This is a genomic window from Variovorax boronicumulans NBRC 103145 (assembly GCF_001591345.1).
Lineage (GTDB): Bacteria > Pseudomonadota > Gammaproteobacteria > Burkholderiales > Burkholderiaceae_C > Variovorax > Variovorax boronicumulans.
In genome coordinates this window covers 1-21,195 of the sequence record NZ_BCUS01000113.1, presented here as the reverse complement: position 1 = coordinate 21,195, position 21,195 = coordinate 1, and the positions used below count along the sequence as shown (strand labels likewise).

The window sequence follows — 21,195 nt, the reverse complement described above, 5'->3', positions numbered from 1 at the left end:
GGCTGCGGCGGCTGCGGGGCGCGCCAGCGCAGGGCGCCGACGGGCGGCTGCGCGAAGGGAATGCCCAGGAAGGCGTGCGTGTTGTTGGCCGCGACCTTGCCGTAGATCTGGCCGGCGTCCAGCGTGCGCGTGAGGCTCTGGTTGTAGGCGGCCAGCGCGGGCGCCGCGAGCATCGCGAGCGCCCACAGGACCGTGGTGCGAAGCAGCAGGCGAACGAGGCCTGCGAGAGAACGGGAGCGGTGCATGGTGGTTGTCTCCTCGAGGTGGATGCGGCGGGCTCTGACGGCCTCGGTCATGCATCGATTCTCGTGAGCACCCTGCCCCGCCCGCCTCGGTGTCATCGCAGGGGGGCGGCAAGAATCCTCCGATTGACATCCGGCCCGCAAAGGGCCATGCAACGCGGGGCGCGGCTACTTGCGCTTCCAGCTCGCCACGGTGATGTACACGCCGGTTTCCTTCGCGTCGCGCAGGCGCACGCTGTAGCGGCCCGCGCCGTCGGTGCCGTTGAAGACGACTTCGCGGCCTTCCTCGTCCAGCGTCGCGCCCTTGGCGAGTTCGCGGTAGGCATCGACCAGCTTGGCGATCGGCTCGTAGCTGCGCAGCGTGACCTCGGCATCGGGCAGCCGCGCCTCGGGGCGCTGGGCGCTCTGGTAGGCCGTGCGCATCGGCAGGCCGGCCAGCCCCTTGGGCAGCACGATCTTGCCGGCGCTGGCGGTGCTGTTCACCTCGGCCGTCTGCACCAGCAGCGGATGCAGCGACGCCGGGAAGCCCGGCGGCAGCTGCTCGGCGCGCCAGCCCGGCACGCCTGGCTGGCCGGTGATGTATTCGACGCTGGCGATCTTCTGCGCGGCGGCCACGTCCGCCGGATCGTCGCTGTCGGCCATGGCCGCGAGAAATGACGGCAGCTGCTTGCTCCAGGCCACCAGCGGCGCGGCGTCGGCCTGGCTGGCACCGGCACGCTGGAAGACCGACAGCACGGTCTGCGGCAAGGGGTTGCACACCTTGGGGTCGTCGCGCTTGGCAGCCGCGCGGCAGTGGCCGTTGACCAGCCCCACCGCCTGCACGCGGCCGTCGGCGTCGATCAGCAGTGCCGCGCGCTCTTCGCCGTGGCCGCCGCCGCTGACCGACGCGATCACCTGGCGGCCGTCGGGCCACACGGTGCGCGTGACGTCGAACTTCGAGCGCATGCCTTCGAGCAGCTGCTGCGCGATCAGCGTGTCGGGTTCGGTGTAGCTGCCGCGCGCGTAGCCGACCAGGCCGATCACGGCGCTGCGGATGCGCGTCTGCTCGCTGAGGCGCAGCGTGGGCGGAGGCAGCTCCGTCGTGACGGGCGCCGCAGCGTCTTGTGCGTGGGCAGTGAGTGCGCAGGCGAACACCAGCGACGCGAGCGCCGCCGGAATCAATGTCTTCTTCATTCTGAAATTTCCACTTCGATGTTCGTGATCGCGGGCATGTCGCGCGGGACCGTCGTGCTGACGGAGAAGCTCAGGCCGTTGCGGCTGCCGGCGATGAAGCCGTCGCTGGACTCGACGTCCTTCAGCGGCGGCGACAGCTGCTTGTAGAGCGCCAGCACCTGCTGCGGCGTGTCGACGGTCTGCAGGCGCAGCACGCGCTTGGCCTTGGCGTCGCTCAGCGCGTCCTGCGCGGTGCCGTAGATCAGCGCCTTGGGGTACAGCGGCACTTGCGCGGAGAAGGCCTTGTTGGGCCGCACGATGGGACGCGCCGTGGTGCGTGCGGCGTCCATCGTGACGTACTCGGTCGTGGCGATCTTCTCGCCCACGCCCTCGCCGCCTTGCATGCGGTCGGGAACCTGCTGGCTCCATGCGACCAGTGGTTGCGCCTTGGTGCGGTCGAGGCCGGGACGCAAGAAGATCGAGAGCACGGCATGCTGGTCGTCGAGGCAACCGCTCGACGACGAGTCCTTGCCGCAGCTGCGATGCACCAGCGCGGCAGCCAGCACGTCACCGCTGCGGTCGTCGACCAGCACGGCCGCGCGCTCGCCGCCGTCGTAGGGCCGGCGATACGACGAAAGCAGTCGTTGGCCGTCAGGCAGCGCCTGCTGCTTGCGGTCGGGGCGCGAGGCCAGGCCCGAGATCAGCTGCTCGGCCAGCAGGCCTTCGGGCCAGTAGTACGAGCCCGACGCCATGCCCGCGAAGCGCGTCACGGCAAGGTCGAGTGCGGGGGCCTGGGATGTTTCCGGGGCGCGCTCGTGATGCGGCACGAGGACCAGCTGGGGTGTCGCAGTTTGTGCGACGGCGCCGAGGGAAGAGAGAAGAAGAAAGGCGAGGAAAGCGGAACGCGGTCGAAGGTGAGGCATGCAAAAAAGAAAGCGAACGATGCGGCTTGCCCGATGTTTGCGGACAAGTGTGTCGTTTCATTCTAGAAGGCGTTCATTGCCAAAACGCCTTGCACCTCATCGCCGCGACGAACGTCTCACGGCGTGACCGCGAGCTTCGAACACAGCAGCCGCATCGCCGCACCGATCGGCGCGATCACCGGCACGTCGAAGCGCGGCGCGAGCGCGAGCGCGGCCTGTCCGAGCGGACCGCCGCCGATGATCACGGCCTGCGCGCCGTCGTCGTCGATGCAGCGCTGCACGGCCTGCGCCAGCGCTTCTTCGAGCGCCTGCGCATCGGCTGCGAGCGCACGCGGATCACCCTGCGTGAGGCGGATGCCGCTGAACTGCGCGCCCAACCCGAGCGCGGCCGCGCGCGCTTCGATGGGCGCCACCAAGTCGGGCGTGACGGTGGCGATGCCGAAGCGCCGTCCGCCCTCACCCGCCGCGAGCATCGAGGCTTCGGCGATGCCGACCACGTGCACGCCGGCTTCGCGACGCAGCAGCGCCACGCCGGGGTCGCCGAAGGCGCTGACGATCACGCCGTCCCAGCCCTCGCCCGCTGCGGCGCGCCACACCTTCAGCACCTCGTGCGCGGCCGCGTTCAGCTCGTCTTCGTTGACGATCATCGGCGGGCCCTGCACCGCCGTGCGGCCGGTCACGCGGCAACCGGCAGGCGCTTCGGCGGACGCGATGCCGACCATCATGTCGGTGGTGGCGACGGAGGCGTTGGGGTTGATGAGCAGGATGTCGGGCATGCGGAAAAGCGTTTTCTTTGGAGATCGTTCAGTGCGCGATTCAGTTCGAGCGGGCCAGCGTCGCGCCCGGTGTGCGGTCTTCGGCCTCAGCCTCGCCGGGCAGCGGCAGCGCATCGGGCGACTGGCCGTAGGTCTCGGGCACGCACTGCACGCTGGCGACGAACACCGCGTACATCGCGGCGGCCAAGCCGAACACGCCGACCAGCCCGAAGCTGTCGAAGAGGCGGCCCGCCACCAGCGGCATCAGCGCGCCGGCGGCCGTGCCCGTGGCCAGGATGAAGGCCGTGCCGAAGGCGCGCACGCGCGTCGGGTACAGCTCGGGCGCAAAGATCCAGATGGTGGTGTTCAGCAGCAGCACGAAGAACTGGAACACCGCGCCCGCGATGAGGATCACGACGATGCTCTTGGCCACGAAGCCGATGGTCAGCGCCGCGAGGCAGGCGCACACGGCGCCGGCCGTCAGCACGCGCTTGCGCGGAAAGTGAAAGCCCAGCAGCGAGGCCGCGATGGCGCCCAGCAGGCTGCCGCCCTGCATCACCATCGTGAACAGCAGGCTCTTGGACATGCTGTAGCCCAGCGTCACGAGGATGGTCGGCATCAGCGTGAGCACCGAGATCTGTGCGCCGTAGGTCATCCAGATCGTGATGCACAGCGGCACCGTGCGCCGCGCCAGCGCGCCGCGGAAGATCTCGGTCACGCGCACCTTCGGCCGGGCGGCCTGCGCCAGCGTGCCGTCGTCGGTGATGTAGGGGTGCGGCGCCGCCGGCCTGCCCGACAGCCGCCCCGAGGCGAGGCGCGACAGCACCGCGTTGGTCTCCTTCACGCGGCCCTGCGACAGCAGGAAGCGCGGTGTCTCGGGGATGTAGCGGCGATAGAAGGCGCCCAGCAGCGCCGGCACCATGAGGCAGGCGAACAGCCAGCGCCAGGCGTTGTCGCCCGGGAACATCCAGAACACCAGCAGGCCGAAGCCCGGCGCGAGGAAGTTGCCCAGCCCGCCCGCGCCCACGTTCACCATGCCCACGGCCGTGCCGCGGAACTTGGTCGAGCAGAACTCGGCCAGCATGGTCACGGCAATGGCGATCTCGCCGCCCAGCCCGAAGCCCACGACCGCGCGGCCCAGCGCCATCACCGTGAAGTTGGGCGCCATTGCGCAGATGCCCGCGCCGAGCGTGAACAGCAGCAGGTCGATCGACAGCATCACGCGGCGGCCGTAGCGGTCGGCGATGAAGCCCGAAATGATCCGTCCGATGGCCGCGCAGGCAAAGGTGACGGTGTTCAGGAAGCCGATGTCGGAAGCGCTCAGCCCCCACTGCTCGCGCAGCATCGGACCGACGATGCCGACCGCGTTCTGCTCGAAGGCATCGAACAGGCAGCCGATGAGGATCAGAAAAATGATCGTGTGGTGCGAGCGCGTGACGCAGATGGTGTCGAGCGCGCGATCGAGCTCCGCGACTCGGGGCGAGTCGGGCCCGGAGGAGAGTGCAGGTCCAGCCATGGAAAAACCCCTTGAGAAGGAATGAAGTGCTTGCTTGCGCGGTGCAGCCCGGTGTCGCGGATCGCATCGTAGGCGGCATCGCGCCTGAATGGCATATGGATTTCACCTACTTTGAATAGTTGAAATTCAAATTTCATTCAGTTGCGAGCGTTTGCAAGCTTCATGCCGGGTGTTTTTCAGGCCTGGAAGACGGGTTCTCCGGGATCTGGCTGAAAAGCGGCGCCCGAGCGCACCTGCAGCGTGCGCTTGCGCACCGAGGGCGTGCGCCGCTGTCTAGGAACTCGCGGCGCCGGCCAGCGCCAGCAGTTCGTCGACCTCCCAATGGTCGTCCGCGTGCCCGCCGTACTTGACGGCGACCACGGTGCCCCGCGCGTCGATGAGCACGTCGGCTGGCAAGCCCGTGATGCCGTTCTCCGCCTTCCTGTAGAAGCGGCCCGTCGCGAGCACCCAGCGCAGGCCGCTCCAGAAGACGCGCGGATGCAGGAACGCCAGCCGCGAGGTTTCCACGCCGAAGCGCCGGTAGTGCGCCTTGGCGGGGTCGGCCACGCAGTCGAACGGCAGCTGCGCCTGGTACTTGCGCATCTCCTGCGCGGACGAGTGAAAGAGCACGACCTCGCGGATGCCCGCCGCCGCCAGCTCGCCCTGCCTTCGGGCGAAGGTCAGCAGATGGAAGTTGCAGACCGGGCAGCCCGCGAAGCGGCGAAACTGCAGGTGGACCCAGCGCGAACCGGCGTCCGGCAGCTGCAAGGGCTTTCCGTGGATCGTTTCCAGGGCCGTGGCGGGCACCACATCGCCGGGCGAGAACTTCATCGATGATCCTTCAGGAAGGGTTGCGAAGACGCCGGGCCGATTGGCTGAAGGTGTCTTCCAATTTTTAAGTACACTGTACGTTTATTACTTTACAACCCCTTCGAGAACGGAGTCAAGCGTGGGACGTCCCGCCAAATTCACCCGTGAACAGCTCCAGCAGGCCGCGCTGGCGCTGGTCGATGCGGACGGCCTCTCCGGCCTGACCATGCGCGCGCTCGCTGGCCGCCTGGAGACCGGCGCGATGACGCTCTACAACTACGTGTCGCAACGCGAAGAGCTGGAGATGCTGGTGGTCGAGGCGGTGCTGGGCAAGGTGCGCTGGGAAACCGACGACCGCCTGCCCTGGCATGAAGCGCTGGAGGACATCGCGATCGCGCTGTGGCGCGTGATCCGCGACCATCCCCATGTGATTCCGCTGATCCTCACGAAGCGCAGCCGCTCGCCCGCGGTGTTCGAAGTGACCGAAGCCCTGCTGCGCACGCTGGCCCACAGCGGCCGCAGCGGCGCCCGCCTGCTCGTGGGTTTTCGCGCGGTGTCCGCGCTCATCATGGGCGCCGCGCAGGCGGAGCTGGCCGGGCCGCTCACGCTGCAGGCCGACGAATCGCCCGACGACACCATCGCGCGCTTCCAGGCGCTGCCGCCGGACCGGTTCCCGCACCTGATCGAGATCGCCACCGCCGCCACGGCCAGCGATGCGGAGACCGAGTTCCGGGCGAGCCTGTCGCTGCTGATCGATGGCCTGCGCGCGGATGCCGCGCCACAGGCCTAGAGCCGCTCAGGCCAGGGCCAGCGCCTCGACCTGGTCCAGCGCCCGCGACGCACCGCCCAGGCGCGTCGCCAGGTGCTGCGCGCGCTTCAGGTACAGGTGGGCGTCGTGCTCCCAGGTGAAGCCCATGCCGCCATGCACCTGGATGGCCGTGCGGGTGGCCTGCTGCGCGCCTTCGATGGCCGTGAACTCGGCGGCGGCGCAGGCAAAACGCCAGTCCGGCAGGCCGCCGTCGAGCGCGGCGGCGGCGTAGCGCACGGCCAGGCGCGCGTTGTCCACGCCCATCCAGGCGTTGGCGAGCTGGTGCTTGATGGCCTGGTAGCTGCCGATGGGCTTGCCGAACTGCACACGTTCGCGGGCGTAGGCGCTGGCGAGGTCGAGTGCGGCCTGCGCGACGCCGACGAGTTCCGCCGACAGCGCGACGCGGTGGGCGGCGCGCACGCGGGCACGTGCTTCGAGGGCGATGGGCAGCGTCTCCCACGCGAGTGACGGCGCGAGAGTCGTCGGTGCTTGTCGCAACGTGGGATCAAGCGCATCGGATGCTGCGCCCTCGGGCATCGGCCGCAGCGCCACGCGCAGCGGCACGGTGTCGTCGTGCCAGCCCTGCACCACCACGAGATCCGAAGCCTGCCCCGCATGGTCGAGCCAGCCATCACCCTGCGCGATGCAATGGAAGGCGCGCTCGCCCGCCATCGCCGCACGCACCCAGTCACTCAACGCATCGGGCGGTGCCTCACCACACGCCTGCACCCACAGCGGCAATAGCACGGCGCTGCCAGCCAGCGGCAGGTTCAGCAGCTGCTGGCCTGCGGCCTCGGCCACGATGCAGGCCTCGCTCATGCCGAGCCCCAGGCCGTCGTGCGCCTCGGGCACCAGCAGTGCCATCCAGCCCATGCCGGCCATGTCGGCCCACAGCGACTGCTGCGTGGCATCGGTCCAGGGCAAGGCGCGCCGTGCGCGCACGAGCGGGTGGCGGTCGGCGAAGAAGCGGTGGGCCGACGCGTGCAGCATCTGCTGCTCGTCGTTCAATGCGAAATCCATGGCGGGTCGTGTCGTCGTCAATCAGTTCTTGGGCAGGCCCAGCATCTGCTCGGCCAGGATGTTGCGCTGCACTTCGGAGGTGCCCGCCAGGATGGTTTCGGCGCGCGTCCACAGGAAGTCGCGCACCCAGGCCGCGGCCTGCGGGTCGGCGCCCGCGGGCTCGGGGCCGGCCAGCGCGCGCTCGCCCAGCACTTCCATGGCGGTGGCGAGCAGCTTCTGGTGCGACTCGCTCCAGTGCAGCTTGGTCGACGACCCCTCGGGCCCCGGCGGGCCGCCGCGCATCGCGTGCGTGAGCGCGCGGTACGACTTGAGCTTGAGCACATGGCTGTCGACCGCCAGCCGCGCGAGGTCGCGCCGCAGGTGCGGGCAGTCGAGCGCGGGGCGTCCGCCCCTTTGCACGCCAGCCGCCAGCCGCGTGAGCGCGCCCAGCTCCTGCGTGAAGCGCACCTGGCGCGGAATGAAGTAGGTGCCGCGCTCGAAGCTCGCGGCGGCCATCGCCAGGCGCCAGCCGCCGTTCTCCTCGCCCACGAGTGCATCGAGCGGCACCTTCACGTCCTCGAAGAAGACTTCGTTGAAGTCCGACTCGCCCGTGATCTGGCGGATGGACTCCACGCGCACGCCGGGGCTCTTCATGTCGACCAGCAGGAAGCTGATGCCCTTGTGGCGCGCGGCCGCGGCGTCGGTGCGCGCGAGCACGAAGCAGTGGTCGGCGATGTGTGCGAACGAGGTCCACACCTTGTGGCCGTTGAGCACGTAGTGGTCGCCACGCCGCTCGGCGCGCGTGGACAACGCCGCAAGGTCGGAGCCCGCGCCAGGCTCGGAATAGCCCTGGCACCAGATCTCGCGGTTGCTCAGGATGCCCGGCAAGTAGCGTGCCTTCTGCGCCTCGCTCGCGAAGTGGATCAACGTCGGCGCCAGGATGCCGTGGCCGATGATGTTCACGCCCAGGGGCGCGCCGATGCGGGCCTGCTCCTCGTGGAAGATGGCCTGCCGCGTGAGCGGCCAGGCCTTGCCGCCGTGGGCCTCGGGCCAGCCCAGGCCCGACCAGCCGGCCTGGCACACGTGGTCTTCCCAGGCGCGGCGCCAGGTCAGTTCGTTGGCGTCGGGCGCGCCGCCGGGCCAGGCCGCGACGAAACGCGGATAGTGCGTCTCGAACCAGTCGCGCAACGTGAGGCGGAAGGCTTCGTCTTGCGCCGAGTAACCCACTTGCATGCTTGTCTGCTTTCTCGTTCTTGCTGATGGATCGCGGGTGTCAGTCGGCCTTTGCGCCCGAGTCCTTGATGACCTTGGCCCATTTCACGATGTCCTTGCGCAGGAACGCAGCGAACTCCTCGGGCTTGTTGCCGATGATGTCCAGGCCCAGGCTGCGGAACTTGTCCTTCACCTCGGGTTCCTTGAGCACTTCCTGCAGCTCGTCATGCAGCCTGTTCACGACCGCCGGGGGCGTCTTGGCCGGAGCGACCACGCCCAGCCACGGCATGGCTTCGTAGCCGGGCAGGCCCGACTCGGCGACGGTGGGCGTGTCGGGCAGCGACTGCGAGCGCTGCGCCGTGGTCACGGCCAAGAGGCGCACCTTGCCGTCCTTGATGAAGGGGCCCGAAGACGCGTACGCGTCGAACATCACCTGCAGCTGGCCGCCGATCATGTCGGTGAGCGCGGGCGCGCTGCCCTTGTAGGGGATGTGCTGCATCTTCACGCCGGCCACGCTGTTGAAGAGCTCGGCCTCCAGGTGCGTCGACGTGCCCGCGCCCACCGAGCCGTAGTTGGCCTTGTTGGGGTTGGCCTTGAGCCAGCTCACCAGCTCGCCCACGTTCTTCGCCGGAATGCTCGGATGCACCACCAGCACGTGCACCACCGAGGCCACCTGCGAGACCGGTGCGAAGTCCTTCACCGGGTCGTAGTTGACCTTGCTGTACAGGCTGGGCGCGATGCCCAGCGACGAGGCCGCGAGCAGCAGCGTGTGGCCGTCGGGCGCGGCCTTGGCGACGTACTCCGACGCGATCATGGTGCCGGCGCCGGGCTTGTTCTCCACCAGCACGGGCTGGCCCAGGCGCTTGTGCAGCCGCTCGGCCAGCAGGCGCGACATGATGTCGGCCGCGCCGCCGGGCGAGAACGGCACGACGAGCATGACCGGCTTGGTCGGGTAGGTCTGCGCCGCGGCGGGGCCGCCCGCCAGAGCGGCGGCGGCCAGGGCCACGCAGGCCAGTGCTTTCTTGAACATGGGATGTCTCCTGTCTCTGTCGATGGTTGTGGTTGTGTCTACGAGGCCAGGACCACCGCGTCGAGCGCGCGCACGCCCTGGCCCTGTTCCTTCACGAGCAGCGGGTTGACCTCGACCTCGTCTGCCTGTTCCTGCAGCGCCAGCACGGCGCGTGAAAATCCGGCGATGGCGCGGCACGCGGCCTCGACGTCGCCCAGCGGCCGGCCGCGGTAGCCCGTGAGCAGCGGAAAGGCCTTGAGCTCGCCCAGCATGTCGCGCGCCATCGCTTCGTCGACCGGCAGCACGCGGTGGCTCACGTCCTTGTACAGCTCGGTGAGCACGCCGCCCAGGCCCACGGTCAGCGTCATGCCGAACACCGGGTCGCGCGTGGCACCGAGGATGAGTTCGGCCTGCCCGGCTTCCATCTTCTGCAGCAGCGCGCCGTCGATCTGCGCCGTGGGCGCGTAGGCGCGCGCCGAGGCCATCACTTCGTCGAAGGCCTTGCGCACCTCTTGCGCATTGCCCAGCCGCAGGCGCACGCCGCCTGCTTCGGTCTTGTGCGCGATGTCGGCACTGAGCACCTTCAGCACGACCGGAAAGCCCAGCCGCCCGGCCACGGCCGCGGCTTCGTCCGCTGTGCGCGCCACGGCCTCGTCGACCGGCTGCACGCCGAACTCGGCGAGGTAACGCTTGGTGGTGTGCTCGTCGGCGCGGCCCGCCAGCGCGGCGCGCGCGGGCGCGGGCTGGCTGCGCACTTGCAGCCAGGGGTTGTGCTTGCGCCGCTCCTGCCACAGCAGGAAGGGCGACAGCGCCGACACCGCCACGCCGATGTCCTCGAACACCGGCACGCCGCCCGCGCGCAGCTGCTCGCGCGTCTTGGCTGCGCCGGTGTCGATGGCGACGATCAGGCGCGGGTGCTTCTCGGCCACGGCGCACAGGTCGTCGGCCATGCGGTCGAGCATGTAGCCCGGTGCGTAGACCACGATGGCGTCGATGGCGTCGGACACCGCCAGCGCTTCCATCGCGGTGCGCACGAAGCCAGGGTCGTTCACCACGTTGCCCGTCACGTCGACCGGGTTGGAGACCATGCCGTAGTCGGGAATGCCGGCGCGCAGTTGGTCTTGCAGCGGCTGCGGCAGCGTGGGCACGTCGAGCCCCTGGCCGATGAACTTGTCGGCCAGGATCGCGCCCAGCGCGCCCGAGATGGTGATGATCGCCACGCGCTTGCCGGCGCTGCGGTGCCGGTAGCCCGCCAGGTGCGCGAGCTGCGCCATCTGCGCGAAGTCGTGGCTCTGGATGATGTTGAGCTGGCGAAACGCGGCCTGGTAGATCTGCTGGTCGCCGGCCAGCGCCGAGGTGTGCGAGCGCACGGCCTCGGAGCCCTTCTCGGTCTCGCCGGCCTTGTAGAGGATGAGCAGCTTGTCGCGCCGCACGAACTCGGCCGCGGCCTCCATGAAGCGCGGGCCGTCGCGCAGCTCCTCGATGTAGCCGATACCCACCTCGGTGGCGTCGTCCTGCGCCAGGTACTCGAGGTACTGCGCGAAGTCCACGCAGGCTTCGTTGCCGGTGTTGATGAAGTGGCTGAAGTCCACGCCCAGCCGGCGCGCAATCGCGTACACCGCGGCGCACACGTTGCCGCTTTGCGTGAGCAAGCTCACGCGGCCCGGGCCCTGCTGCATCGGCGCAGTGTTGAACACCGAGGCGAAGTTGGTGTGGGCCTGCGTGTTGAGGTTGGCAAAGCCCATGGCGTTCGGGCCCGCGACCACCATGTCGGTGGTGGCGACGAAGACCTCCAGCTCGGCCTGCAGCGCGGCGCCCGCGTCACCGGCCTCGGCAAAGCCTGCGGCATACACGATGACGGCGCGCACGCCGCGCGTCTGGCAGCGCTTGAGCATCGGCGTGACCTCGGCCGCGGCCAGTGCCAGCACCACCAGGTCGGGCGCGGCAGGCAGCGCTTCGAGATCGGGCCAGCAGCGCAGGCCGAAGACTTCTTCGTACTTCGGGTTGATCGGGTAGATCGCGCCCCGGTAACCGAATTTCGTGAGGTGCGCGAGCGGCATGCCGCCGATGCGCGCGGCGTTGCCGCTGGCGCCGACCACGGCGATCGAGGCCGGGTTCAGCAGGGGTTCGAGACGGTGCAAGGTCATCTTGATTCAGGCGGAGGCGGGGTTCTTCTGGATGGCCGAGGCCAGGCCGCGGTCGCGGGCCGTGAGAAAGCCCTCGCTCAGGTGCGAGAGCTGGTGCGTGTCGAAGTGCGCGGCCAATGCGGTGCGCAGGCCCTGCGCGTCGAGCGTGCGGTTGATCGAGCGCTTGATCAGCCGCAGCCCGAACGGCGGTGCCTTGGCGATCTGCTGCGCGAGGGCCAGCGCGGCGTCGGCCAGTTCGGCATCGGGCACGACGCGGTTCACCATGCCGATGGCCTGCGCCTCCTGCGCCGACAGCTTGCCGCCGGTGTAGAGCATTTCCTTGGCCTTGCGCGCACCCATCACCCACGGGTGGATCAGCACCTCGGTGGCCGCCGCGCCCAGCGTGTGGCCCACGGGGTCGCTGAAGAAGGCCGACTCGCCCGCGACCACCAGGTCGCACATGTTGGCGATCATGAAACCGCCCGCCACGCAGGCGCCCTGCACCTGCGCGATGGTGGGCTTGGGAAAGTCCCAGATGCGCATCGAGTAGTCGAAGTAGCGCAGCTCTTCGTAGGCCCAGCGTTCTTCGACGGTGAAGTTGGCGCGCTCGGCCTGCGCCTGCTTGAGGTCGTGGCCGGCCGAGAAGTGCGCGCCCTTGCCGCCGAGCACCACGGCGTTCACCGTGTCGTCGCGCGCGGCGTCGTCGAAGGCGGCCATGAGCTCGTCCAGCATCTGCTGGCTCTGGGCGTTGCGCTGGGCGTCGCGGGCCAGCAGGATGCGGCGCACGGCGCCGTGGTGTTCGATTTCGAGGGTGTCGTACGCCATCGTGTGTCTCCGGGTCTGTGTCTGGGGCGGGGGCAGTTTAGACTTCGAAATTCCTGCATCCCAAACACTAATTCCAATTTTTCCCACTATATGGACGAACCCAGAGAGACCGCCGGCGCCCAGAGCCTGCGGCGCGCCCTGCAGCTGCTGCGCCTGCTGGCCGAGCACCACGAGGAAGGCATCAAGCTCACCGAAGTGATCGCCGCCTCGGGGCTGGAGCGCTCCACCGTGCACCGCCTGCTGTCGTGCCTGGCCGAGGAGCAGTTCGCCGAGCGCGACCCCGACGGCAAGGCATACCGCCTGGGCATCGACGCCATGCAGCTGGGCTTTGCCTCGATGCGGCGCGTGCCGCTGGTGGACTCGTGCCGCGCGCTCATGCAAAAGCTCGCGCGCATGTCGGGCGACACCGTGTTCCTCGTGATCCGCCAGGGCGACTACTGCGTGTGCCTGCACCGCGAGGAAGGGCACTTTCCGGTGAAGGTGTTCACCACCGACGTCGGCGGACGCCGCCTGCTGGGCCTGGGCGCGGGCGGGCTGGCGCTGATGGCCGCGCTCACCGACGCCGAGATCGACCGCATCCTCGAGCGCCACACCGCCGAGTACGCGCAGGCCGGCTTCACCCGCGAGCGCATGAAGCAGGCTGTGAAGCGCACGCGCGCGGCGGGCCATGCGGACATCGTGGACACGCTCACCGAAGGGGTGTCGGGCGTGGGGCGCACCTTCGCGGCGTCGGCCACCACATTGGCCGCGATCAGCTTCGGCGCGATCACGCCGCGGCTGCCGCCGGCGCGCAAGAAGGAGATGGCGTTGTTGTTGAAGGCGCAGTTGCCGCGCAGCGAAGCGGCAAAGTAGACAGCGCGGGAGCCGCGCGGTCTCTCAGAGCTCGCCGTTTTCCTCGTGCCCCAGCTCGATCGCCGCCAGCCGCTTGCGCCCGGCCGAGCCGGCGGCTTCGATCACCATCGTGGCGATCAGGTCGCACACGCCCATCACGGCCGCGTGGTTGTCGAGCAGCCCCGGGCCGCGGCAGTCGCATTGCAGCGACCAGGTGGCACCCGCGAAATCGGGCGAGGCGCGGTCGCTGATGTAGACGATCTTCGCGCCGACGCGCTGCGCGCCCGCGAGCAGCGTGTCGAGTTGGCGCGTCTGGCGGCGCGTGCCGAACACGATCACGCAGTCGCGCTCGCCCAGCCCCGCCAGGTGCTCCGCCAGCGTCTCGCCGGGGCCCGGAATGGCCGTGACGCGCGGCACCACCTGGATGATCTGCCAGCGCAGGTACAGCGCGAACGCGTGGCTGCTGCGCGTGCCGAAGATCAGCACCTGCCCCGCCCCGATGATCGCCTTCACGATCTCGGCCATCTGCTTGTCGCTCAGGCGCTCGAAGGTGCTCGCCAGGTTGGCCTGCGATTGCTGGAAGTGCGTGGCCACGAGGTGGCCCCGCTTGGAGGCTTCGGTCGCGTTCTGGAACAGCGGCGAGCCGGTCTGCTTTTCTTCGCGCACCTGGCGCCGCGCCTCTTCGTAGTTCTCGTAGCCGATGCGCCGGATGAAGCGGCTCACCGTGGAGGGCGACACGCCCGCCAGCTCCGCCAGTTCGTTGCCCGCGTAACTGGCCAGCTCGCCGGGAAACTCCAGGACGAAATCGGCAAGCTGGCGTTCGGTCGCGGACAGCTGGTCGAGCTGGCTGCGAACGCGGCGGACGAAGGAATCGGCGGACATGGGTGGGTGGTGGGAAGCGGCGCACGATGATGCCATGCGCCTGCGGCACCCCGGGCAAACGCACGCATTGGACTAAAGTCCCATGACGCCCCCCACGCCACGCGTTACCTTGGGATCGCCACCTTCGGCGATCCCACCTCCCCCACCCGCCACACACCGATGAGCGCCACCCCACCCACGACGCCCGCCGACCCCGTCTTTGCCGCGCGCATGGCTGCCTTGCGGCGCAACTTTCCGTTCTCGCTGCTCGGCGTGATGCTCACGGCGGGGCTGGTGGTGGCGGCGCTGTGGGGCGCGGTTGCGCACGAGCAGTTGCTGGCCTGGGTGGGCGCCAACGCGGTGCTGACGGCAGCGCGCGCGTGGCAGGTGGCACGCTACCGGCAGGCCGAACACGATGCGGGCGCGCTGCGGCGCTGGCGGCGCGGCGCGATGGGGGGCGCGGTGCTCGGCGGGTTGCTGTGGGGGCTGCCGCTGGCGGGGTGGATGCTGCAGGTGTCGCTGCCGCAGCAGATGTTCATCGTGGTGGCGATGCTCACCATGGGCACGGGCGCGATCTATGCCTACTGCATCGACCTGGGGCTGCTCTACGGTTTCCAGGTGACGTACTTCGCGCCCGCGATCCTCGCGATGGCCACGCTCGACGACGTGCTGCTGCGCGTGATGTCGGCGGCCGGCGTGCTCTACCTGTTCGTCACGCTGGCCTTCGCGCAGCGCATGTACCGCACGCAGGTCGATTCGCTCGAGCTGCGTTTCGAAAACCTCTACCTGCTGCGCCAGCTGCGCCTGGAGAAAGATGCGGCCGAGCGCAGCGACCTCGCCAAGTCGCGCTTCCTTGCCGCGGCCAGCCATGACCTGCGCCAGCCGGTGCATGCGCTGAGCCTGTTCGTGGGCGTGCTGCGCGGGCAGGCGCTGCCGGCGGCGAGCCGGCACGTGGTCGACAGCATCGGCCGCGCCGCCGCGGCGATGGGGCTGCTGTTCGAAGGCCTGCTCAACATCTCGCGACTCGACGCGGGCGTGGTGCGCGTGAAGGCGCGGCCGTTTGCGCTGGCGGGCCTGCTCGACCAGATCCAGCTGGAGTTCGCGCCGCAGGCGGCGGGCAAGGCGCTGTCGCTGCGCTTGCGCGCGGGCGATGCCGTGGTGCACTCCGACCCCGCGCTGCTCGACCGCGTGCTGCGCAACCTGGTGGAGAACGCGATCCGCTACACGGTGCGCGGCGGCGTGCTCATCGGCTGCCGCCGCGCGGGCGCCGACGCGCTGCGCATCGAGGTGTGGGACACCGGCCCCGGCATTCCGCCCACCGAGCAGGAGCAGGTGTTCTGGGAGTTCCACCAGCTCGGCAACCCCGAGCGCGACCGCACCAAGGGGCTGGGCCTGGGCCTGGCCATCGTGCGCCGCACCGCCGCGCTGCTGGGTCATCCACTGGCGCTGCGCTCGCGCGTCGGCCGGGGCACGGTGTTCTCGGTGACGGTGCCGCTGGCGCGCCAGTCGCTGCCCGCGCCCGAGGCGCCGCCCGCGCCACTGCCGGCCGACACCGGCCGCCTCGTGCTCGTGGCCGAGGACGACGGCGAAAGCCGCCTCGGCCTGCAGCTGCTGCTCGAAAGCTGGGGCCTGCACGTGATCGCGGCCGAAGGCGGCGACGAACTGCTGGCGCTGGCCGCGCGCCAGCCCGGCAAGCCGGCGCTGATCGTCAGCGACTACCGCCTGCGCGCTGGCGAGACCGGCATCGACGTGGTCGACCGCCTGCACGAGGAATACAACGACGACGCCATTCCCGCGCTGATCGTGAGCGGCGACACCGACCCGCGCCGCCTGAGCGACGTGGCCGCGCGCGGCTGGCAGATGCTGCACAAGCCGGTCGACCCGGCGCAGCTGCAGGCGACGGTGTCGCAGCTGATCGCGCCCTAGAAGCCGCGCACCGCCAGGCGATTCCCCCGCATCGGTTGCTGCTGCGTGGAGCAGTGCACGGCGCCGCCGCCCAGCGAGATCGCATCGATGGGCAGCAGCTCGACGCGGCGGCCCGGGAACGCACGCGCGAACGCCTCGCGCGCCTGCGCATCGCGCGGCACGCCGAAGGCGGTCGAGATCACCGCGCCGTTGACGAGGATGTAGTTCGAATAGAGGTCGCAGAAGCGCGCGCTGCCGTAGCTGTGCACGTCGCGCGGCACGGGCAGATCGAGGATCTCGAAGCGACGGCCGCACGCGTCGGTCGCCAGTTCGAGCGCGCGGCGGTTCTCCTGCATCGCGCGAAAGTAGTCGCCCTGGTCGGGGTCGGCCGCATTGAAAAGAATGCGGGCCGGCGCAATGAACGACGCGATGCCGTCGATGTGGCCGTCGGTCTCCACCTCGGCCGCATGGCCCGGCAGCCAGACGATCTTCTGCACGCCCAGCATGCGCCGCAGCTCGGCCTCGATCTCCGTCTTGCGCAGGCCCGGGTTGCGGTTCGGGTGCAGCAGGCAGCTCTCGGTGGTGAGCAGCGTGCCCTGCCCGTCCACGTAGAAGGCGCCGCCTTCGAGCACCATGTCCGAACGCACCAGCGGCACGCCGGCCAGCGCGGCGATGTCCGCGGCGGCGCGCTGGCAGCCGTCATGCGGGTGGTACTTCTCGCCCCATGCGTTGAAGCGGAAGCTCACCGCCGTTTGGCTGACATGGTGTTCGTCGACGAGGAAGATCGGGCCGCAGTCGCGCAGCCAGTTGTCTTCGGCCGCGATGGGCACCACGCGCACCTGCGGACCGCAGACCGCGCGGGCCGCGTCGGCCAGCGGTTCGTGCGCGGCCACGATGCAGCGCTGGTAGCGCGCGATGGTGCGCGCCAGCAGGCCGAACGCGCGGCAGACCGCGTCGTAGTGCGCGCCCCACAAGGTTTCGCGGTGGTCGAGCACCGGCCAGCCCAGCCAGGTGGCGGCCATCGGCTCCCATTCGGCGGGCATGCGCAGGCCGGCGCGGCGAGCGTCGAAATCGTTGGAAATCAAAGGGTCCTTCAGAAGAAATTGCAGGGATGCCCACTCTGACTTGAATTCCTTCGATGAAAAAGCGACATTTCTTGGCTGAATTCATCGACGCTATTCATATGTCCAACACCCGGCTGCCCTCTTTCAAGTTCCTCATCGGCTTCGAGGCGGCGGCGCGCCTGGGCAACTATTCGCGCGCAGCAGAAGAGCTGTTCGTCTCGCAGTCCGCCGTGAGCCACCAGATCTCGCAGCTGGAGCAGCAGGTCGGCCAGCCGCTGTTCCGGCGCAAGGGGCGCGGCGTGGAGCTGACGGTGGCGGGCAGCCTGCTGCTGGACAGCGTGGGCAAGTCGCTCGAGCACATCCGCAACGGGCTGGCCCGCATCGAGACCTACATGGACGACCGGCTCGTCACGCTGGTGTGTCCCGCGCCGGTGGCCAGCGGCTGGCTGCAGCCGCGGGTGGACCGGCTGCTGCAGGCGCATCCGGACCTGTGCCCGATCATCTCGGTCGACGAGAGCGCGCGCTTCATCGACGAGCTCGACGTGGACATCGCCATCACCCGCGCGCCGTTGCGGCAGGAAGGCGTGTTCGAGGTGCCGCTGCTCACCGACGAGCTCGTGGCCGTCGGGCCGCCTGCTCAGAAAGACGACGCCAACCTCGGCCTGCTGTGCCTCGAAGAAGACCTCACGAGCGACCGCATCGGCCCCTTCATCCGCGCGCATTTCGGCGGCCTGCGCAAGGCCGCGATCTACGACGACCCGCGCCTGGTGCTCGACGCGGCGTTGCGCGGCCGTGGCATCGCGCTGGTGTCGCGCCTGCTGGCCGACGACGCCTTGCGCACCGGGCAATTGCGGCAGTTGCCGGACAGCCCGAGCCTGCCGCTGGGCACCCTCTGGATCGCGTGCGCCGAAGGCCCCTCACGCCTGCCGCTGGTGCGGGAGGTGTTCGACAGCCTGCGGCTGTTTGCGCAGGAAGACGCTGGCGATATGAGCCAAATCGATCAATCCCTTTAAAAGACATCAATTGTGTAGATAGATAGGCGTCGACAGAATTCGGGGCTTCCTAGAACTTAGTAATAACCCTTATTCCAATGACAACGCGACGCACTCTCCTGGGCCTGGGCGGCCTGGGCCTTTTCGGTGGACTCGTGACCGCCTGTGGCGGCGGCGGTGGTGGGAGCGGCAGCGGCATGCTGCCGCCCTTCCCCGTGCCCATGCCAACCCCTTCGCCTGCACCGGCCCCGGCACCTGCGTCCGGCTGGCGCATGCCCGACGAAGGCGACGCCCACCGCGCCGTGTGGATGGCCTTCGCGGCGCGCGAATCCATCTGGACGGCCGAGATGCGCCAGCCGGTGTTCCAGGCGCTGGCGCGCATCGCCAATGCCATCAGCGTCTACGAACCGGTCAAGATGCTGGTGAGCCCCGCGGATGCTTCCACGGCCCGCCAACTGTGCGGCTCCAACGTGCACCTGATCGAACACGCCATCGACGACCTCTGGATGCGCGACACCGGCTGCGTCTTCGTGCGCAACGCCCGTGGCGAGCGCGCCGCCGTGAGCTTCAACTTCAACGGCTGGGGCAACCAGCAGGCCCATGCGCGCGACGCCACGGTGGCCGCGCGCATGGCCGAACTCACGGGCGTGCCGCTGCTGCGCAGCAGCCTCGTGATGGAAGGCGGCGGCATCGAGGTCGACGGCCAGGGCACGGCGATCATCACGGCGAGCTGCGTGCTCAACAAGAACCGCAACCCGGGCGTCAGCAAGGCCGACGCGGAGGCCGAGCTCAAGCGCATGCTGGGGCTGGACAAGATCATCTGGCTGCCGGGCATCGCGGGCCGCGACATCACCGACGGCCACACCGACTTCTATGCGCGCTTTCTCAAGCCCGGCGTGGTCGTGGCGGCGCTGGACACCGACCCGAAATCGTACGACCACGCCGTGACACACCGCCACCTGGAACTGCTGACCGGCGCCACCGACGCGCGCGGGCGCCCCCTGCAGATCGTCACGCTGAAGACGCCGAGCCAGGTGCGCCCCACCTTTGCGCGCAAGGAGTTCGCGGCCGGCTACGTCAACTTCTTCCTCACCGACAAGGCGGTGTTCATGCCCGAGTTCGGCGACGCCGTGGCCGACAGCGCGGCCCGCGCGGCGCTGGCCGCGCACCTGCCCAGCCACCAGATCGTGCAGCTGGACATCGACGCCATCGCCGCGGGCGGCGGCGGCATCCACTGCACGACGCAACAGGAACCGGCGTGATGCCGCGCCCCCTCCCCTGATTCCGGAGACCGACATGCACCTTCCCCTGACCCGCCGCCGCCTGCTGCACGGCATGGGCTTGGCCCCGCTGGCGTGGGCCGCGTCGTCCCTCGCCACCGCCGCGGCGCCCGACACCTGGCACATGCCCGACGAGGGCGACGCGCACCGCGCCACCTGGATGTCCTTCGGCCCGAGCGAACGCGTCTGGGGACGGCGCCTGCTGAAGCCGGCGCGCGAGCACCTGGCGCAGATCGCCCGCACCATCGCCGCCTTCGAGCCCGTGCACCTGCTGGTGCGCGAGCAGGAGCACGACCTGGCCGCGCGCCTGTGCGGCAACCGCGTGACGCTCGAGGTGCAGCCGGTGGACGACCTCTGGATGCGCGACACCGGCCCCGTGTTCGTGCGCAACGGCGCGGGCGAATGGGCCGGCATCGATTTCAACTTCAACGGCTGGGGCAACAAGCAGTCGCATGCGCGCGACGCCGAAGTGGCCGAATACGTGACCGACGCCGCCGAGGTGCAGCGCCTGCGCACGCGGCTCGTGCTCGAAGGCGGCGGCATCGAGGTCGACGGCGCGGGCACGGCCATCATCACCGAGAGCTGCGTGCTCAATGCCAACCGCAACCCCGGCCTGCGCAAGGAAGCCTGCGAGGCCGAACTCAAGCGCCTGCTGGGCCTGCGCAAGATCATCTGGCTGCCCGGCATCGCGGGCCGCGACATCACCGACGGCCACACCGATTTCTATGCGCGCTTTGCCGCGCCGGGCGTGGTGGTCGCGGGCCTGGACGACGACCCCGACTCCTACGACCACGCCGTGACCCGGCGCCACCTGGAGATCCTGCGCCAGGCCACCGATGCACGCGGGCAGCGCCTGCGCGTGGAAGTGCTGCGCGGCCCGGAATCGTTGCGCAACACCTACGAGTCGGACGAGTTCGCGGCGGGCTACATCAACTTCTATGTCTGCAACGGCGCCGTCATTGCGCCGCAGTTCGGCGACGCGCGCGCCGACGGCAACGCCCGCGCGCTGCTGCGCGAGCTGTTCCCCAAGCGCGAGGTGGTGCAGCTCGATATCGACGCCATTGCCGCGGGCGGCGGCGGCATCCACTGCACGACGCAGCAGCAGCCGCGCTGATGCGTTGGCCCTAGCGCGGCCGCCCGAGCATCCCCGCGCGCCGCGCCGCAATCACGGCCTGCGTGCGGCTGGTCACGCCGAGCGCGCCGAAGATCGCCGAGATGTGCGCCTTGATCGTCTTCTCGCTGGTGGCCAGGCGCAGCGCGATCTCGGCGTTGCGCAGCCCTTCGCACAACAGCTGCAGCACCTCGGCCTGCCGCGCCGTGAGCGTGCTCAGCACGTCGGTGGGCGTCGACAGCACGGGCAGCGACGCGCCGCCCGCCGGCGAGGCCTGCACCACGTTCTGCTCGCCCGCCACGACGCGGCGCAGCGCGTCCATGAGTTGCTGGCTGTCGGCCGACTTGTGCACGAAGCCTTGCGCGCCGGCGTCGAGCGCGGTGTCGATGTCCTGCGGGTCTTCGGAGGCCGACAGCACCAGGATGCGCAGGCCGCCGCGCCGCCGGTGCAGCTCGGCCAGCAGCGCCGCGCCGCCGAGGTCGGGCAGGTAGTAGTCGGTCATCACCGCGTCGAGCCGGGGCAAGGTGGCGAGCGCCTCGAGCGCTTCGGCGCCGTTGCGGGCCGTGGCGACAGTCATCGAAGGCTCGGCTTCGCGCAGCGCGAGGAACAGGCCTTCGCGAAACATCGCGTGGTCGTCGATCAACAGGATGGTGGCGGGCATCCTTCGATTCTGGCCGCAACCGGCGTCGAACCCCACGGTTCCCCGTGGGTGCCGGAGGAAACCCGCCGGGTATCGCCCTCAGCGGTCGGCGGGTGGACGGCGCGCCGCCGCCGTGCGCGAGGCCGGCCGGGGCG

The 21,195-nt window shown here is 69.8% G+C and carries 20 protein-coding genes; 6 read left to right on the top strand and 14 right to left on the bottom strand.

Features of this window, described 5'->3' with window-relative positions:
* From VBO01S_RS33085 to VBO01S_RS25125, 6 genes are all read right to left on the bottom strand, one after another.
* Positions 1–245: carboxylesterase family protein (locus VBO01S_RS33085; protein ID WP_255221194.1), on the bottom strand; the 245-nt coding region annotated here is incomplete at its 3' end.
* A 165-nt stretch (positions 246–410) separates the two neighbouring features.
* The gene (locus tag VBO01S_RS25145; RefSeq protein WP_062480516.1) at positions 411–1,415 is read right to left on the bottom strand and encodes a hypothetical protein; all 1,005 of its coding nucleotides are present in this window, start codon (positions 1,413–1,415) and stop codon (positions 411–413) included.
* Positions 1,412–2,164 carry a hypothetical protein gene (locus VBO01S_RS25140; protein ID WP_062480514.1) on the bottom strand — a complete coding sequence of 251 codons (753 nt, stop codon included), beginning with the start codon at positions 2,162–2,164 and terminating at the stop codon, positions 1,412–1,414. The genes VBO01S_RS25145 and VBO01S_RS25140 overlap by 4 nt, the downstream gene beginning before the upstream one ends.
* A gap of 269 nt (positions 2,165–2,433) precedes the next feature.
* Positions 2,434–3,093: an aspartate/glutamate racemase family protein gene (locus VBO01S_RS25135; RefSeq protein WP_062480512.1), complete on the bottom strand. Its 660-nt coding sequence runs from the start codon at positions 3,091–3,093 to the stop codon at positions 2,434–2,436.
* Between the two features lie 40 nt (positions 3,094–3,133).
* Entirely contained in the window at positions 3,134–4,588 is a 1,455-nt protein-coding gene (locus VBO01S_RS25130; RefSeq protein WP_062480511.1) for an MFS transporter, read from the bottom strand.
* Between the two features lie 273 nt (positions 4,589–4,861).
* The gene (locus tag VBO01S_RS25125; protein WP_062480509.1) at positions 4,862–5,398 is read right to left on the bottom strand and encodes a peroxiredoxin-like family protein; all 537 of its coding nucleotides are present in this window, start codon (positions 5,396–5,398) and stop codon (positions 4,862–4,864) included.
* 118 nt (positions 5,399–5,516) lie between these two features.
* Here VBO01S_RS25125 and VBO01S_RS25120 point away from each other — a divergent pair, with 118 nt between their 5' ends.
* Positions 5,517–6,167 carry a TetR/AcrR family transcriptional regulator gene (locus VBO01S_RS25120; RefSeq protein WP_062480507.1) on the top strand — a complete coding sequence of 217 codons (651 nt, stop codon included), beginning with the start codon at positions 5,517–5,519 and terminating at the stop codon, positions 6,165–6,167.
* 6 nt (positions 6,168–6,173) lie between these two features.
* Here the strand turns inward: VBO01S_RS25120 and VBO01S_RS25115 are convergent, their stop codons facing one another.
* Genes VBO01S_RS25115 through VBO01S_RS25095 form a run of 5 tightly spaced genes read right to left on the bottom strand, consistent with a single transcriptional unit; the run spans position 6,174 to position 12,356 of the window.
* Complete coding sequence (locus VBO01S_RS25115; RefSeq protein ID WP_062480505.1) at positions 6,174–7,205, bottom strand: acyl-CoA dehydrogenase family protein; 1,032 nt, start codon at positions 7,203–7,205, stop codon at positions 6,174–6,176.
* A 21-nt stretch (positions 7,206–7,226) separates the two neighbouring features.
* Complete coding sequence (locus VBO01S_RS25110; RefSeq protein ID WP_062480503.1) at positions 7,227–8,417, bottom strand: acyl-CoA dehydrogenase family protein; 1,191 nt, start codon at positions 8,415–8,417, stop codon at positions 7,227–7,229.
* Positions 8,418–8,457: 40 nt separating this feature from the next.
* Positions 8,458–9,426: a tripartite tricarboxylate transporter substrate binding protein gene (locus VBO01S_RS25105; protein ID WP_062480501.1), complete on the bottom strand. Its 969-nt coding sequence runs from the start codon at positions 9,424–9,426 to the stop codon at positions 8,458–8,460.
* A gap of 38 nt (positions 9,427–9,464) precedes the next feature.
* The gene (locus tag VBO01S_RS25100; RefSeq protein ID WP_062480499.1) at positions 9,465–11,552 is read right to left on the bottom strand and encodes an acetate--CoA ligase family protein; all 2,088 of its coding nucleotides are present in this window, start codon (positions 11,550–11,552) and stop codon (positions 9,465–9,467) included.
* Between the two features lie 6 nt (positions 11,553–11,558).
* The gene (locus VBO01S_RS25095) at positions 11,559–12,356 is read right to left on the bottom strand and encodes an enoyl-CoA hydratase (RefSeq protein WP_062480497.1); all 798 of its coding nucleotides are present in this window, start codon (positions 12,354–12,356) and stop codon (positions 11,559–11,561) included.
* Between the two features lie 90 nt (positions 12,357–12,446).
* Here VBO01S_RS25095 and VBO01S_RS25090 point away from each other — a divergent pair, with 90 nt between their 5' ends.
* Positions 12,447–13,208: an IclR family transcriptional regulator gene (locus VBO01S_RS25090; protein ID WP_062480496.1), complete on the top strand. Its 762-nt coding sequence runs from the start codon at positions 12,447–12,449 to the stop codon at positions 13,206–13,208.
* A gap of 24 nt (positions 13,209–13,232) precedes the next feature.
* Here VBO01S_RS25090 and VBO01S_RS25085 read toward each other — a convergent pair whose 3' ends face one another.
* Entirely contained in the window at positions 13,233–14,069 is an 837-nt protein-coding gene (locus VBO01S_RS25085; protein ID WP_062480494.1) for a MurR/RpiR family transcriptional regulator, read from the bottom strand.
* 159 nt (positions 14,070–14,228) lie between these two features.
* On the opposite strand from VBO01S_RS25085, the gene VBO01S_RS25080 reads away from it, so the two are divergent.
* Complete coding sequence (locus VBO01S_RS25080) at positions 14,229–15,974, top strand: ATP-binding response regulator (RefSeq protein ID WP_062480491.1); 1,746 nt, start codon at positions 14,229–14,231, stop codon at positions 15,972–15,974.
* Here VBO01S_RS25080 and VBO01S_RS25075 read toward each other — a convergent pair.
* Positions 15,971–17,038: an agmatine deiminase family protein gene (locus VBO01S_RS25075; RefSeq protein WP_255221193.1), complete on the bottom strand. Its 1,068-nt coding sequence runs from the start codon at positions 17,036–17,038 to the stop codon at positions 15,971–15,973. The two genes, VBO01S_RS25080 and VBO01S_RS25075, sit on opposite strands and share 4 nt — an antisense overlap.
* A gap of 98 nt (positions 17,039–17,136) precedes the next feature.
* Here VBO01S_RS25075 and VBO01S_RS25070 point away from each other — a divergent pair, with 98 nt between their 5' ends.
* From VBO01S_RS25070 to VBO01S_RS25060, 3 genes are all read left to right on the top strand, one after another.
* Positions 17,137–18,030 carry a LysR family transcriptional regulator gene (locus VBO01S_RS25070; protein ID WP_062480490.1) on the top strand — a complete coding sequence of 298 codons (894 nt, stop codon included), beginning with the start codon at positions 17,137–17,139 and terminating at the stop codon, positions 18,028–18,030.
* Positions 18,031–18,107: 77 nt separating this feature from the next.
* On the top strand, positions 18,108–19,271 hold the full coding sequence (locus tag VBO01S_RS25065) for an agmatine deiminase family protein (protein ID WP_306301676.1): 1,164 nt from the start codon (positions 18,108–18,110) through the stop codon (positions 19,269–19,271).
* A gap of 34 nt (positions 19,272–19,305) precedes the next feature.
* Entirely contained in the window at positions 19,306–20,403 is a 1,098-nt protein-coding gene (locus tag VBO01S_RS25060; RefSeq protein ID WP_082818277.1) for an agmatine deiminase family protein, read from the top strand.
* A 10-nt stretch (positions 20,404–20,413) separates the two neighbouring features.
* Here the strand turns inward: VBO01S_RS25060 and VBO01S_RS25055 are convergent, their stop codons facing one another.
* Positions 20,414–21,061 carry a response regulator transcription factor gene (locus tag VBO01S_RS25055; RefSeq protein WP_062480488.1) on the bottom strand — a complete coding sequence of 216 codons (648 nt, stop codon included), beginning with the start codon at positions 21,059–21,061 and terminating at the stop codon, positions 20,414–20,416.
* Positions 21,062–21,195: the final 134 nt, after the last annotated feature.

Excerpts from the sequence above, each read along its gene's own strand:
- VBO01S_RS25145 (WP_062480516.1), bottom strand. The coding sequence starts at position 1,415 with ATGAAGAAGACATTGATTCCGGCGGCGCTCGCGTCGCTGGTGTTCGCC.
- VBO01S_RS25135 (WP_062480512.1), bottom strand. The coding sequence starts at position 3,093 with ATGCCCGACATCCTGCTCATCAACCCCAACGCCTCCGTCGCCACCACC.
- VBO01S_RS25130 (WP_062480511.1), bottom strand. The coding sequence starts at position 4,588 with ATGGCTGGACCTGCACTCTCCTCCGGGCCCGACTCGCCCCGAGTCGCG.
- VBO01S_RS25125 (WP_062480509.1), bottom strand. The coding sequence starts at position 5,398 with ATGAAGTTCTCGCCCGGCGATGTGGTGCCCGCCACGGCCCTGGAAACG.
- VBO01S_RS25115 (WP_062480505.1), bottom strand. The coding sequence starts at position 7,205 with ATGGATTTCGCATTGAACGACGAGCAGCAGATGCTGCACGCGTCGGCC.
- VBO01S_RS25110 (WP_062480503.1), bottom strand. The coding sequence starts at position 8,417 with ATGCAAGTGGGTTACTCGGCGCAAGACGAAGCCTTCCGCCTCACGTTG.
- VBO01S_RS25105 (WP_062480501.1), bottom strand. The coding sequence starts at position 9,426 with ATGTTCAAGAAAGCACTGGCCTGCGTGGCCCTGGCCGCCGCCGCTCTG.
- VBO01S_RS25100 (WP_062480499.1), bottom strand. The coding sequence starts at position 11,552 with ATGACCTTGCACCGTCTCGAACCCCTGCTGAACCCGGCCTCGATCGCC.
- VBO01S_RS25095 (WP_062480497.1), bottom strand. The coding sequence starts at position 12,356 with ATGGCGTACGACACCCTCGAAATCGAACACCACGGCGCCGTGCGCCGC.
- VBO01S_RS25090 (WP_062480496.1), top strand. The coding sequence starts at position 12,447 with ATGGACGAACCCAGAGAGACCGCCGGCGCCCAGAGCCTGCGGCGCGCC.
- VBO01S_RS25085 (WP_062480494.1), bottom strand. The coding sequence starts at position 14,069 with ATGTCCGCCGATTCCTTCGTCCGCCGCGTTCGCAGCCAGCTCGACCAG.
- VBO01S_RS25080 (WP_062480491.1), top strand. The coding sequence starts at position 14,229 with ATGAGCGCCACCCCACCCACGACGCCCGCCGACCCCGTCTTTGCCGCG.
- VBO01S_RS25070 (WP_062480490.1), top strand. The coding sequence starts at position 17,137 with ATGTCCAACACCCGGCTGCCCTCTTTCAAGTTCCTCATCGGCTTCGAG.
- VBO01S_RS25065 (WP_306301676.1), top strand. The coding sequence starts at position 18,108 with ATGACAACGCGACGCACTCTCCTGGGCCTGGGCGGCCTGGGCCTTTTC.
- VBO01S_RS25060 (WP_082818277.1), top strand. The coding sequence starts at position 19,306 with ATGCACCTTCCCCTGACCCGCCGCCGCCTGCTGCACGGCATGGGCTTG.
- VBO01S_RS25055 (WP_062480488.1), bottom strand. The coding sequence starts at position 21,061 with ATGCCCGCCACCATCCTGTTGATCGACGACCACGCGATGTTTCGCGAA.